The organism is Parabacteroides sp. AF17-3 (assembly GCF_003635445.1).
GTDB lineage: Bacteria > Bacteroidota > Bacteroidia > Bacteroidales > Tannerellaceae > Parabacteroides > Parabacteroides goldsteinii.
The window spans coordinates 528652-543331 of record NZ_QTMM01000001.1; the positions used below are offsets into that span (position 1 = coordinate 528652).

The 14680-nt window shown below is 38.6% G+C and carries 9 protein-coding genes; 8 read left to right on the forward strand and 1 reads right to left on the reverse strand.

Going from position 1 to position 14680, the window contains the following annotated elements; translation table 11 throughout:
* Positions 1 to 8 precede the first annotated feature (8 nt).
* From DWW91_RS01780 to DWW91_RS01815, 8 genes are all read left to right on the forward strand, one after another.
* Positions 9 to 1862 carry a 2-oxoacid:acceptor oxidoreductase subunit alpha gene (locus DWW91_RS01780; protein ID WP_122326754.1) on the forward strand — a complete coding sequence of 618 codons (1854 nt, stop codon included), beginning with the start codon at positions 9 to 11 and terminating at the stop codon, positions 1860 to 1862.
* Positions 1863 to 1865: 3 nt separating this feature from the next.
* Entirely contained in the window at positions 1866 to 2876 is a 1011-nt protein-coding gene (locus DWW91_RS01785) for a 2-oxoacid:ferredoxin oxidoreductase subunit beta (protein WP_122326755.1), read from the forward strand.
* A gap of 193 nt (positions 2877 to 3069) precedes the next feature.
* Positions 3070 to 4260 carry a FecR family protein gene (locus DWW91_RS01790; protein ID WP_122326756.1) on the forward strand — a complete coding sequence of 397 codons (1191 nt, stop codon included), beginning with the start codon at positions 3070 to 3072 and terminating at the stop codon, positions 4258 to 4260.
* A 208-nt stretch (positions 4261 to 4468) separates the two neighbouring features.
* Complete coding sequence (locus tag DWW91_RS01795) at positions 4469 to 7822, forward strand: TonB-dependent receptor (RefSeq protein WP_122326757.1); 3354 nt, start codon at positions 4469 to 4471, stop codon at positions 7820 to 7822.
* A gap of 13 nt (positions 7823 to 7835) precedes the next feature.
* Positions 7836 to 9665, forward strand: a complete 1830-nt coding sequence (locus tag DWW91_RS01800) for a RagB/SusD family nutrient uptake outer membrane protein (RefSeq protein WP_122326844.1) — start codon at positions 7836 to 7838, stop codon at positions 9663 to 9665.
* Between the two features lie 24 nt (positions 9666 to 9689).
* The gene (locus tag DWW91_RS01805) at positions 9690 to 11045 is read left to right on the forward strand and encodes a BT_3987 domain-containing protein (RefSeq protein ID WP_122326758.1); all 1356 of its coding nucleotides are present in this window, start codon (positions 9690 to 9692) and stop codon (positions 11043 to 11045) included.
* A gap of 64 nt (positions 11046 to 11109) precedes the next feature.
* Entirely contained in the window at positions 11110 to 12258 is a 1149-nt protein-coding gene (locus DWW91_RS01810; protein ID WP_158599426.1) for a family 20 glycosylhydrolase, read from the forward strand.
* Positions 12259 to 12265: 7 nt separating this feature from the next.
* A complete protein-coding gene (locus DWW91_RS01815) occupies positions 12266 to 13687 on the forward strand; it encodes a Gfo/Idh/MocA family protein (protein ID WP_233584379.1) in 1422 nt (473 codons plus the stop codon).
* A 146-nt stretch (positions 13688 to 13833) separates the two neighbouring features.
* Here the strand turns inward: DWW91_RS01815 and DWW91_RS01820 are convergent, their stop codons facing one another.
* Positions 13834 to 14469, reverse strand: a complete 636-nt coding sequence (locus DWW91_RS01820) for an RNA polymerase sigma factor (RefSeq protein WP_122326760.1) — start codon at positions 14467 to 14469, stop codon at positions 13834 to 13836.
* Between the last annotated feature and the right edge of the window lie 211 nt (positions 14470 to 14680).

The window sequence follows — 14680 nt, forward strand, 5'->3', positions numbered from 1 at the left end:
AAATAATTATGGCAGAACAAACAAAAGTAACAACGTTGGAGAAGGTTGTGATCCGTTTTTCGGGTGACTCCGGAGACGGTATGCAGTTAACCGGAACGATCTTTTCTAATCTGTCGGCTATTTTTGGAAATGAGATTTCTACATTTCCCGACTATCCGGCGGAAGTACGTGCTCCTCAGGGAACACTGAGTGGTGTATCAGGATTCCAGGTGCATCTGGGATCACGTAAAATTTTTACTCCTGGTGATAAGGCGGACGTTTTAGTCGCTATGAATCCCGCCGCTCTGAAAGTGAATGTGAAGAATATCAAGCCAAATGCAATTGTTATTATCGATACCGATTCATTCAAGAAGAGTGATCTGGATAAGGCTTTGTACACAACGGACGATCCGTTCAAAGAACTGGGTCTGAACAGTGTGCAGGTTGTCGCTGCCCCGATCTCTACGATGGTGAAAGACGGTTTGGCAGAGTTTGGCTTGGATAACAAGTCTGCGCTCCGTTCAAAGAATATGTTTGCCCTGGGCCTTGTTTGCTGGTTGTTTGACCGTCCTCTGGAAGAAGCCATGAACATGCTTCAGAATAAATTCGCCAAGAAGCCGGTGATCGCACAGGCTAATATCAAGGCGTTGACAGACGGTTATAACTATGGTCACAATATCCATGCGTCAGTTTCTACTTATCGTATTGAAAGTAAGAAAGCTGAACCGGGATTCTATACGGATGTAAATGGAAATAAGGCTACTTCCTACGGTCTGATTGCTGCTGCCGAAAAAGCCGGCCTGCAACTTTTCCTGGGTAGTTATCCTATTACTCCGGCGACTGATATTTTGCATGAATTATCTAAACGGAAAGATTTGGGCGTAATTACCGTTCAGGCTGAAGATGAAATTGCCGGTATTTGTACGGCTATCGGTGGTAGTTTTGCCGGTTGTCTGGCTGCTACATCGACTTCCGGTCCGGGTTTGGCGTTGAAGAGTGAAGCGATCGGTCTGGCTGTAATAGCAGAATTGCCGCTGGTTATCATCGACGTACAGCGTGGAGGTCCATCAACAGGTATGCCGACAAAGAGTGAGCAGACCGACCTGATGCAGGCGCTTTACGGACGTAACGGTGAAAGTCCGCTGGTAGTGATTGCCGCTTCTACTCCGACAGACTGTTTCGATGCAGCTTACTGGGCTGGTAAGCTGGCTGTAGAACATATGACTCCGGTTATCCTGATGACGGATGCTTTCATTGCAAACGGTTCGTCTGCCTGGAAATTACCTGATCTGGACAACTATCCGGAAATCAAACCGAACTACGTGTCCAACTATCAGGGAGAAAAGCCCTGGAAGGCATATCGTCGTGATAAAGATACACAGGTTCGTTACTGGGCTATCCCGGGTATGGAAGGATTTGCACACCGTTTGGGTGGTCTGGAGAAAGATTACGATACAAGTGCTATCTCGACCGATCCTATCAACCATCAGAAGATGGTTACCACCCGCCAGGCAAAGATCGACAAAATTGCTGATTTTATCCCGGAACTGGAAGTGCTCGGAGATCCCGATGCCGACCTGTTGCTGGTAGGCTGGGGCGGTACATACGGTCATCTGTATGAAGCAATGGAAACAATGCATGAACAAGGCAAGAAAGTGGCTTTGGCCCACTTCAAATTTATCAGTCCGCTTCCGAAGAATACGGCAGAGGTACTTTCCAAATATAAGAAAGTGGTTGTTGCTGAACAGAATAACGGACAGTTTGCCAACTACCTGCGTGGTAAAGTTCCCGGATTCAATCCGTACAGATTCAACCGCGTGAAAGGACAGCCTTTCGTTGTTGCGAGATTAGTTGAGGAATTCACTAAAATATTGGAGGCTTAAAAAATGACAGATATAAAATTCGAACCGAAAGATTATAAAAGCGACCAGTATGTACGTTGGTGTCCGGGTTGTGGAGACCATGCCGTATTGAACTGCTTACACAAAGCGATGGCGGAAGTAGGAGTGGCTCCTCATAATATGGCCGTTATCTCGGGTATCGGGTGTTCTTCCCGCTTACCTTATTATATGAATACATACGGTTTCCATACCATCCACGGACGTGGTGCTGCAATAGCAACAGGTGTGAAGACTGCCCGTCCCGACCTGAGTGTCTGGCTGATCACCGGCGACGGCGACTGTCTGGCTATCGGTGGTAACCATTTTATCCATGCCGTACGTCGTAATGTCGACCTGAACATAGTTCTTTTCAACAATAAAATTTATGGTCTGACCAAAGGACAATACTCTCCGACTTCCGAACGTGGCTTCGTTTCTAAAAGTTCTCCTTACGGAACAGTGGAAGACCCGTTTATCCCGGCTGAACTGGCTTTGGGAGCACGCGGAAACTTCTTTGCCCGGGTGATCGATGTGGATTTGAAGAATACAACTGAAGTATTGGCTGCTTCTGCACGCCATAAAGGTGCTTCTGTCACGGAAGTGCTGGTAAACTGTGTAATTTTCAATGACGGCATTCATAAGAGTATCGTTGATAAGGAATATCGTGCAGACCGTACCATCTTCCTTCGCCACGGCGAAAAGATGATTTTCGGAAAAGAAGGTAACAAAGGTCTTGTGTTGGATGGTCTTAAACTGAAAGCCGTTACGATCGGTGAAGGTGGCTACACAATGGATGATGTGCTGGTTCATGATGCCCATGAAAAAGATACGACACTTCATATGATGCTGGCTATGATGAAAGATGATATGCCTATTGCCTTGGGTATTATCCGCGATGTGGATGCTCCGGTATATGATGAAGCCGTTCATCAACAGATCGAAGAGGTACAGGCAAAGAATCCTACCCGTAAACTGAAAGACTTCTTAATGAAGGGTGAAGTTTGGGAAGTGAAATAAGATTTTATTATAATAACTGGAATAGGGGGGGTGATCATATGGTCATCCCTTTTTGTATATCTTAATTTAATCAATATATGTATTGATTTATAGAGTATTGCATGGTTCCGTTATGAATGAAATAATTTTTTAGGATAAAAGTGAGTATAAAATAAAGATTTCTGTGTTCTGATAAAAAAGCAGTAAACATAGAATGAATAAAGATTATACAAAATATAGATCAGAGGAGCTATTAGAGGATGACTTTTTCGTCCAGTCTAATCTTTCTCCCTCTTTGGAAACGATTCACTTTTGGAAAAAGCAGATTGCTTCCGGATTGGATGAACATGAATACCAATTGGCGGTATTTTTCCTTAATTCGGTAAGAGTGAAAAAGTCACAGATGAGCGAAGAAAGACAGGGACAGCTATGGGAAAATATTATGCAGTTGAATAAAAAGCAGGAATTGATTCGTAATCGTCGATTCCATGCATTTATGTATTCTGTTGCTTGTATTGCAGTTTTGGTTATATTCTCAATTTCATATATATATATTAATACAGAAAATGTCCTGGATGTAGAATCGATCGCACAGATAATGCCAGTTATTCCCGAAACAGATGAAATACAATTGGTAATGCCCGATAAGCAAATCCCCATCAGTGGACAAGATTCCAAAATCGAACATGATAAAAAAGGTACAGTTGTTGTTAATTCGGAAAAAATAGCGGAAGTTATTGATAAGTCAGACAAACGGTCGGAAGAATTTAATCAGTTGATCGTTCCGAATGGGAAACGTTCGACATTGGTATTTGAAGATGGAACAAAGGTTTGGGTGAATGCCGGAAGTCGTGTTGTGTATCCGGTTACATTTGCGAAAAAGAAAAGAGAAATTTATGTGAATGGTGAAGTCTTTTTGGAGGTGACTCCGGATAAAAATAAACCCTTTATTGTGAAAACCAATAATATGAGTGTTCAAGTATTAGGTACCTCTTTTAATGTAATGGCTTATGAAAAAGATCTGTCGACTGCTGTTGTTCTGGTGACAGGATCGGTGCAGGTTAATATAAAGAATGAAGGAGATTTTCGTTTAAAACCGAGTGATATGTTGTCTTTCTCTGGAGGCCGAGGTGAAGTGAAACAAGTAAATGTCGAAGATTATATTTTATGGAAAGATGGGCTTTATACTTATAGAAGCGAAAGCCTGTCTGTCATTTTAGACCGTTTATCTCGATATTATGGAAAAAAGATTAGTTATCAACCGGATGTAGCTACATTGAAATGTTCGGGAAAGCTGGATATGCAGGAAGATTTGGATGTTGTGTTAGACGGATTGACAAAGACAGCTCCGGTTGTATGTAAAAAAATAGATGAAGAATATGTATTAGTCAAAAAAGGTGAATAGAGGTTGTGTTTGTGGTTATCTTGCATTTTGATAGAATAGTGTTAACAACTTAAATCAGCGATGCCTATGAAGAATGTGTGATGAATAGATTATAAAAATTAACGTGTAAGTACGTACTTACAAAGAAGCCGGATAACACTGCCATGTTATCCGGCAAGATTTCTAGATTAACGAGTTAAAAATTAACCATTAAAATCATTACAAAGATATGGTAAATAAGCAATTCTCCAATTTTTGGAGTATTAAATATCGAATTATGAAATTGGCTACAGTGTTCCTCATTATAGGGATAAATGTAAGTTTGGCTAACAATACATATTCGCAGTCAACAATGCTGTCTTTGAAAGTAAACAATAAGACAGTGACAGAAGTTTTTTCTGAAATAGAGAAACAGAGTGAGTATGTTTTCTTTTATTATGACGGGGTATTGGATGTTAATCGAAAAGTAAAAGTAGATGTATCCAACCAAACAGTGGATGTTGTATTAAAACAGTTGTTTGCTGGTACGAATAACACTTTTGTAATAAAAGATCGTCAGATCTTTATTTCTAAGAAAAATTCCGATAGTTTGGTTGGTCCCTTACCAGTAAAAAATCAGAATAGAAATACTTTCAGAGGCAAGGTCTTAGATGAGTTCGGTGAACCGTTACCTGGAGCTGCCATTCAGGTTAAGGGTAGTACTCGTGGGGTAACAACTGATTTGGATGGGTCTTTTGAACTGGAAGTAAGTAAATCGGATCGATTGATTATTTCATTCCTTGGAATGGAAGATCAAGAAATAGTGGTAGGTAACCAAAACGATATCGTTGTTAAGATGAAACCGAAAGCAGATGAACTGGAGGAGGTTACAATCGTCGCTTTTGGTAAACAAAAAAAGGAGAGTGTCATTGGTGCAATTACAACACTTTCGACGGATAATATAAAAATGCCGGTAGGGAAGATTTCTACTAGTTTGGCTGGTCAATTGGCAGGCCTTGTTGTTACACAAACTTCCGGTGAACCAGGGGCTGGTGCTAATTTTTGGATTCGTGGTATTAGTACGTTTGGTGCAAATGACAGACCTCTGGTTTTAGTAGATGGTATAGAGCGTTCTTTGGATTTAGTAGATGCTGAAGATATTGAATCTTTGTCGATTTTGAAAGATGCGACAGCTACTGCGGTATATGGCGTGCGTGGTGCAAATGGCATTGTATTGATTACAACGAAAAGGGGAAAAGAAGGAAAGCCTTCTATCAGAGCAAATGTAGAATATGGTTTGTCTACTCCGACAGTTATGCCTAAAACTGCCGATGCGGGACAGTGGATTGATTATTATAATGATATTTCTTTGGATGCGTATGGTCGTCCGGCTTATACTCCGCAACAAAAAGAAATGTTCTTGAATGGAACGGATCCTGATTTATATCCGAATGTGAATTGGATGAAGGAGATATTTAAAAACATGTCTAATTCACAGCGCGTAAATTTAAATATATCTGGTGGGGGAAAGAGAATTCGTTATTACATATCAGGTTCTTATTATTCGGAAGGCGGTATTTTTAATGTACAGAAAAATTCTCAATATGATGCATCTCTCCGTTATAACAAATTTAGCTTTCGGTCGAATTTAGATGTAGATTTATCTTCTTCGACTGTGTTGAATTTGAATTTGTCTAATCAATATGAAACAAAGAATAGACCGGGAACAGGATTGGGAGATTTCTGGATAAGATGTATAGATGTTCCTCCAATAACTATGCCTACGGTGTATTCTGACGGAACAATATCTTGTTATCCGGCAAGTAACAATCCTTATAATATGTTGAATAATTCGGGATACTCAACCGATTTTTGGAACAATACACAGTCATTGATTGGATTAACTCAGGATTTTTCAGAGTTGATAACAAAGGGGCTGAAGGCAAATGTGAAATTTGCTTGGGATGCATATAATGGGGCAACATTGGATAGAAAAAAATCACCAGCAACCTTTTACGCAACAGGACGTGATGAGGAGGGTAATTTGATTTTTCACAAGAATTCAGATGGTAGTGATTATATTGATTTGACAAATAAAGGCTATTCCGGAAATAGATCTTGGGCCTTAGAAGCATCTCTTACTTATGATCGTGTTTTTAATGATGTACATCGTGTAGGCGGATTATTTCTTTATAATATGAGGGAATATAATGATAATGTTCCAGGAAGTTATATCGCTGCGTTTGCCCATAAAAATCAGGGTATTGCAGCACGTGCTACATATTCGTTCAGAGATACCTATTTCATTGAAGGAAATTTTGGTTATAATGGTTCAGAGAACTTTTCTCCGGGACATAAATTTGGTTTTTTCCCTTCTATCGCTGCAGGATATTTGATTAGTAATGAAAATTATTTTTCGGGATTGAATTCTGTTGTTGACCTGTTGAAAATAAAAGGATCTTATGGGTTGATTGGTAGTGACGAAATTGGAGGACAACGTTTTGCGTTTAATTCTGAAATGAGTTGGACAGGAGGATATCAGTTTGGAGAAATGAAAGAGAATTGGATTAGCGGTATTGCTACGGGTCGGATTGGAAATCCTAGTATTTCATGGGAAACTGCAAAAAAATTGAATGTAGGTCTGGAGATGGGATTTTTTAATAAGTTAAAAGCCCAAATTGACTTTTTTCATGAGAAAAGAGAAGGCATTTATATAGAACAAGAAAGTGTTCCTTCTGTTGTTGGAAATAATATTCGTCAATGGATCAATTTAGGAAAAATGCAAAATGGAGGAGTTGATGCATCTTTAGAGTATACTCAGAATATTAATGATTTTATGATTCAGGGACGTGCTAATTTTACGTTTAATCGTAATAAAAAATTATATGATGATAAACCTACTCCAGTGTGGGCTTATCGTGAAGATGTTGGGGTTCCTTTATATCAACAGCGCGGATTGGTTGCTATGGGATTATTTGAATCAGAGGAAGAGGTGAATAACAGTCCCAGACAGTTTGGAGGAGCGAAACCGGGTGATATTAAATATAAAGATATAAATGGTGATGGAATTATTGATACGAATGATGAAATTGCTATAGGTAGAACACATATCCCTGAAATTAATTATGGTTTTGGTCTCAGTATGGGATGGCGTGGTTTTGATTTATCATTCTTCTTTTCAGGAGTAGGAAATGTCACTCGTATTATACAAGGTGGTGCTATTTGGGGAGTTGGAGGTAATATAGAGGCTTTAGGTGGTTTTTTTGCTGAGGTTGCAGAAAATAGATGGAGGCCGGATAATCCGGATCCTAATGCAAAATATCCGAGAATGTATATGGCCCCAAGTCAAAATAATACTCAACCGTCAACATTTTTTCAACGAGATATGAGCTTTTTACGATTGAAAAACGCTGAATTCGGCTATACGATTCCTAAAAATTTAACAAAGAAGATCGGTCTTTCAACAATGCGCTTGTATATACAAGGTCTTAATTTGTTGACTCTTAGTAAGTTTAAAATGTGGGACCCGGAACTGGATACTAATTCAGGAATGGCGTATCCAAATATGACAGTTGTGAACTTTGGTTTGAATGTTAATCTTTAAATATATAGGTTTGATGAAGCGATTAAAATTATATTTGTTATTGTTATTGGCTCCATTTTTTCCTTCTTGTGAAAAATATATGGAGGTAGAGCTTAACAATCAGATTTCAATAGATGAGGTTTTTGATAAACGTAGTACTACGGAAGCTTATCTGGCACAAGTTTATGGTTTTCTTCCGGATGAAGGATACCCATTGGGAAATGAAGGTAGTGGTATACCGCGTAGTGATGAAGCTACTTTTTCCTGGCCAAATTTGGATTATACGCCAATGAATAATGGTACTTACGGAACGGATTATTGGGCGTATCAAGTTTGGGCGGATTATTATAAAGGAATAGCACAAGCTACTATTTTCATGAATAATGTGCATCGTTGTACAGAACTTTCAACGGAACAAAAAGATATAATGCATGCAGAGGCTCGTTTTATCAGAGCTTATATGTATTCATTACTTTTACGAAGATACGGTCCGGTTTTTATTTGGGGTGATCAGGATCCTGATCAGGCAATCAAGCCAGAAACAATTGATAGGCATTCGTTAGATCAGAATGTGGAATTTATTTTATCCGAATGGGAAAAAGCAATAGCTGTATTACCACTTGAAATTGAATCGCCTCAGTGGAAAGGGCGTATAACAAAAGGAGCTGCGATGGCCGCGAAATCCCGGTTGACATTGTACATGGCTCGTCCGTTATTTAATGGTTGCGAATTGTATAAGGGTATGAAAAATATGTATGGAGATTTTTTATTTCCTCAATCAGAAGATCCTGCAAAATGGGATGTTGCAGCAAAAGCAGCAAAGGATGTAATTGATTTGAATTTGTATGCTTTATATGAAGACACGGAAGAGAATGATCAATTTCGCAAATATATCAAATCTTATATGGGAGTAATGTTTAAAAACTGGAATTCAGAGGTTATTTGGGGACGTTGGTCTAGTGCGTGGGATTGGCAGGTAAGATGTGCTCCTCCTCGTGTTGTTAAGGAAGGTTATGGGGGTTTTTGCCCTTCTTTAAAATTGGTTGATACTTATCCGATGGCAGAGTCCGGTCGTTATCCTGTTACAGGTTACGAAGCTAACGGTAATCCAATTATTGATCCGAAGTCAGGATATCAGGAGACCGGTTTTACTTCTCCATATAGACATCCTTTGGATACATTCGTAACGATTAATGCTCATAATAGTTGTGTAGGACGCGATGCTCGTTTTTATGCCTCTGTTTTGGCCAATGGTATGTATTGGATTAATACATTTAAAGGACAAAAATTGGTTACGTTTTATGATGGAGGAACCTCTTCTTATCAATCTTCAGGCGATGTGGTGAAAGTTGGGTATTTGTGGAGAAGAATGAATAATCCGGAAAATAATATAGAAGAAAACAGGTGGGGGGAATTTTGTTTTCCAACGTACCGTTTAGCCGAGATTTATTTAAATTATGCTGAAGCATGTAATGAAAAAACTTCTAGGGACGAGGCGGAGGCTTTGAGATATATTAATAAAGTGAGAAACAGAGTTGGATTGAATAATCTTGAAGTTGCTTATCCGGAAGTCAAGGGAAACAAATTGTTACTTAGAGAATTAATTCTGAAAGAACGCATGGTTGAGCTGGCTTTTGAAGGGCATCGTTTCCATGATATTCGTACATGGATGATTGCTCCGAAAGAGTTTAACGGTCCATATTATACACGCAATGTATTGTCTAAAACTTATGAAGGGTCATGGACACGTACAGATCAAATTTTTAATTATGAAATGGTTTTCGAAAATAAGCATTATTTTCAACCAATTCATGATAATCAAAGGAAAGAGATGGTTAATATGACTCAGAATTATGGTTGGTAATACAAATTTAAAGAATCATATAAAATGAAACTAAGAAAATATATATCACAATTCATTGTCTTTTCATTCCTGTTTGTGGGCATAATTGCCTGTGAGGACTATAGGTCTCATAATATGGTGGATGATACAGTTTATTTGTTGAAGCCGGATTATAATCAAATCAACGTTTTCCAATGGGGAAATTTTGATTATGATTTATGTGTTATAAAAAGTGGAGTAGGTCAACAAAATGCCGAGTTGGAATTAGTTGTTGATCAGGAAGTACTGGATACCTATAATATAAAGCAAGGAACAACCTATAAGGTCTTACCGGAAAATTGTTATACTCTGAAAAATTCTAAACTTGTAATTTCAGAAAAGGAATCATCTAAAGCTTTTGAATTCGTTTTCGATTCAAAGAAGATTCTAGAATTGCAGGATGATGGGAATATTGAATTTGTATTGCCTTGCCGCATCATCCCTTTAAATGCAATTTCGTCTGATCAGGATCGAATGTATACGATTATAGCTCCTTCTGTGAAAATGCCTTATATTGAATTTGCGAACTCTTCGTCATTGAATGTGGCAACAATTGATCCTACATCTTCTAATGAAGAAAAGTTTATCGCTAATATACAAACGAATTATAATAATAAATGGGATCTGACATATATATTGGGTATTGATCCGGATGCTTTGATCCCTTATAATGAAGATAGGGTATCAAAAGATATGAAACCTGTTGAATTATTACCGGCTGATGCTTATACTTTGGTAGAAGATACGTGGAAAATTCCGGCAAAAGCAAATGAAAAAGATTTTGAGTATGTCCTTCACAAGAATAAGCTGCAAGGAACAGATGGTTCTTATAAATTTGGAGAATATGCTATTCCTGTACGAATTGAATCCGTTTCTATGCATGGAATAAATCCGGATAAAGCAACTTTGATTTTACCAGTCTCTTTCCAGCCGATAACATTTGATCGTGCTACCTGGGAAGTAATTGATTGGTCTAGTGTAAGAGATGATGATGGCGGTGGCGTGAATACTGTATTGGACGGGAATTTGGATACTTATTGGCATAGCATGTGGGAGCCAGATGCAAGTTTACCACATTATTTGGTAATCGATATGAAAAAAGAGCGGGATGTGATGGCTATTGAATTGATCAGGCGTAAGAACAATTCGAATACTAAGTATGTGACATTCGAGTTAAGTACAGATGGAGAGACATTCGAACAGGTGTGTGATATGGATTTTGGAAATGCCGATAATTATGTATCTTCAATGGAAAAAACGATTGTTCCTAAAAAAGCGCGGTATATAAAATGTATCGTACATGAAAGCAACAATCCTCCTCACGCCAGTATTGCTGAAATCTTGGTGAAAGGTATTGATTGATTTATAATGAATATAGTGGCTTGGGGATATGTTTCTATATCCCCGGTTTCTTAAAAAGATTATCATGGAACATCGGTATGTAATAAGGATAGCAACACTGGTCATGGTATTGATTCTGGGTTGCCAGGGATTATCATCCCAAAAAGTAACAGAAGATTGGGATAAAATTCCGGTTAAAGCTCTTTTTTTAGCTCCTCCGCGCCCCGGTGGTATAGATGAGTTTTGTCATTTTGTTAAAGACGCTTTGCCTAGAGAAGGGATAAATACTTTAATACTTCGTTTTAATTACGGATATAAATTTGAAAGTCATCCGGAATTGATTGATATGTATGCTTTATCTAAGGAAGAGGTTCAACAGATAACCCAAGCATGTTTGGATGCGGGAGTAAGATTAATACCTAAAATAAATTTGTTAGCCCATCAATCGGAGCAGACACAAATAGGAAAATTATTAATTCATTATCCGGAATTCGATGAATCCCCGGGATTTGATCCTCCTAGTCCATGGATAGAGCCGAGTGCGCGAGGAGGCTTTTATAGTAAATGTCTTTGTCCTCAACATCCGGATTTATATAAAGTAATATTTCCTCTTATAGACGAATTAATTAATGTATGTCAGGCAGATGCGTTTCATGTAGGTTTAGATGAAGCTTGGATAGTAGCACATGAGAGCTGTTCACGTTGTTTCGGTGCAGATCCGGCGGTTGTTTTCGCTAATCATATAAAGGCTTTACATATGCATCTTAAGAAGAAAAATTGTGAAATGTGGATGTGGAGTGACCGGTTGATAGATGGATACACTACAGGATTAGGGGCTTGGCAAGCTTGTATGAATGAAACGCATCGAGCTATTGATATGATACCAAAAGATATTGTTATTTGTGACTGGAAATACGAGGATGCTCCTCCAACGCCCGAATATTTTGCGATAAAAGGATTTAATGTGATAGTTTGTACGTGTGTTAAAGCGGATGTGGGTATAGCTCAAATGGATATGTTGAATATGGTCCGACAAAATGGAAAAAGGCAAGATTATTCATGTGTTCTCTCTTCTCGTTTGAGAGGATTTTGCGGAACAGCCTGGGAACCTGCATATCGTTTTATTAAAACTTATTATGGACAACCGACCGATTTGGAAAGTGGAGCTGCTTTGGCTTTTAAAAAAATAATTGAACATATTAGAGAATTGGAGAAGAGAAATAAAACAAACTAAGATTAATATGCAACGTCGTGATTTTATAAAAGGTTCCACCTTAGGGTTTGGTGCCTTGTTAACAGGTGTGGCTGGAACTGCCTGTACTTCCGTAAAAGAAGCAGAAGAAACAGTGAGTAAAGCTGTAGAGAAAGGTAAAAGTAGGAAGCAGTTATTTAATATGTGCGGATATGCAGCTCCGGCGATTCCTACTGTCCGGATTGGTTATGTAGGGATTGGTAGTCGTGGCAGTTGGGCCGTGACACGTATGATGAATGTGAAAGATGTTGAAGTAACGGCTTTATGTGATCTGAATGAAGGTGCTGTAAAAAGAAATCAGGAAACACTTCAGCGCTTTAACCGCCGTCCTGCAAAAGAATATTTCGGAGATGATTACAGCTGGAAACAATTGTGTGAACAGGATGATATCGATTTGGTTTATATAGCCACTCCCTGGAAATGGCATACACCGATCGCTGTCTATGCCATGGAATGCGGAAAGCATGTGGCAGTGGAAGTTCCGGCAGCTGGAACACTGGAAGATTGCTGGCAACTGGTAGAGACTTCGGAGCGAACAAAGAAACATTGCATGCAGTTGGAAAATTGCTGTTACGATTTCTTTGAGATCCTGACAGTGAACATGGTACAGAAAGGTTTGTTCGGTGAAGTAATTCACGGTGAGGGTGCTTATATCCATGAACTGTTGAGCGGTATGTTCGGTGAACCGCAATGGCCGACCTGGCGGTGGGATGAAAACCATAAAAGCGGAAACCCTTATCCCACCCATGGTTTGGGACCGGTATGTTGGGCTATGAACATCAACAGAGGGGATAAGATGGAATATATGACATCTATGTCTACCGATGATTTTTTGATGGAAGCTAAAGCAAAAGAACTGGCAGTTCAGAACGATTATTATAAACCGATGGCTGCGATGAAGTACCGTGGAAATATGAATACATCGACGGTTCGTACAGCAAAAGGTAAAACGATTATGATACAACATGATGTGAGTACTCCACATCCTTACGATCGTTTACATGTTTTGACCGGTACTAAAGGTTCTTGCCGTAAGTTTCCCGAGCCGGGAAAGATTGCTTTTGGCGATAACTTTGTCAGTGAAGAAAAGATGCGTGAATTGGAAGTACAGTATACTCCGGAAATGGTAAAACATATTGCGGATGTTGCAAAAGTAATCGGTGGCCATGGCGGTATGGACTTCATTATGGATTGGCGTATGATCGATTGTTTGCGTAACGGTTTACCACTAGATATGGATGTGTATGATGCTGCAACATGGTGTAGTATTACTCCACTGAGTTACTGGTCGGTTGCTAATCGTTCGAACTCGATCGATGTCCCTGACTTTACTTGTGGTGCATGGATAACTAATAAGCCGGTCGACTTGACTCTGAGAGGAGGAGGAAATACAGGAGTTGTAATACCGTAAATTTATGCAAAACCGTTGTGAACCTTCATGGAGTATTTCTTCTGAAAATTTATCCGGGTAACTCCCGTGAACAGCGAACTTCAGGAAAAATTTGAAGTTAGAGTAGTTGCTTATAAAGTAAATAGACTTGAGAAGTTATGTTTACTTTATGAGCAACCCAATCTAATATTGACTAACAGTAATAATACGAATTGCAATTCTACTTTAGAGAAGGTGCTACGCAGTTTTTTTAAAGACCTTTGAATTAGGTTTTGAGTAGACTGGTAGTTCATGTTCATGATTTGACAGATGTCTTCATACGACAGTCCTTCGACAAAGCGGTAATAGATGACCTCTCTTTGTCGTGGAGAAAGGATTTCGAGCATGCGGACCATCTTTTCATTCAGGAATTGCTTCTTTTCATTATTAATAATTTCATCTTCGATCGTGTATTCTGCAGCAAAGACCGGTTCGATTGTATCTATTTGACTGTAGGTTATATCCTTCCGGAATACATTGAACAAATTATTTTTCAGTGCAATAAAAAGATATAGTTTGATATTGTCGGTCGTTTGAAGATGTTTACGATTCTGATATATTTTTACAAATACTTCTTGTATACAATCTTCTACTAATCCGCTATCAGGTGTAAAGTGCATACCGTAAGCATACAATGCCTGAGAATATTGTCTATAAATATATGTATAAGCTTCGTCATCTCCATGAAGGAATTGTTCCCAGATCATTTGATCGGAATATTCTGTTGTGGTTGTATCTACTGTAATCTTTGTGTTTTTTTGCATAAAAATATTACTGGTTAGATTCCTTATTTCAGTAACAGAACACAAATATTAAAAAAATCTACTCACTCTCATTGAAAAAAATGTTTTTTTTACAAGAGTCATATTTTGACATTTTTGTTCTAGATTGTAAAGTGCAGTTTGCAAATTGATTATCCGATTTGTTAATTGCATGGAAAAGAGCAATTATTACTGAAAAATTTCCTTAATAGAG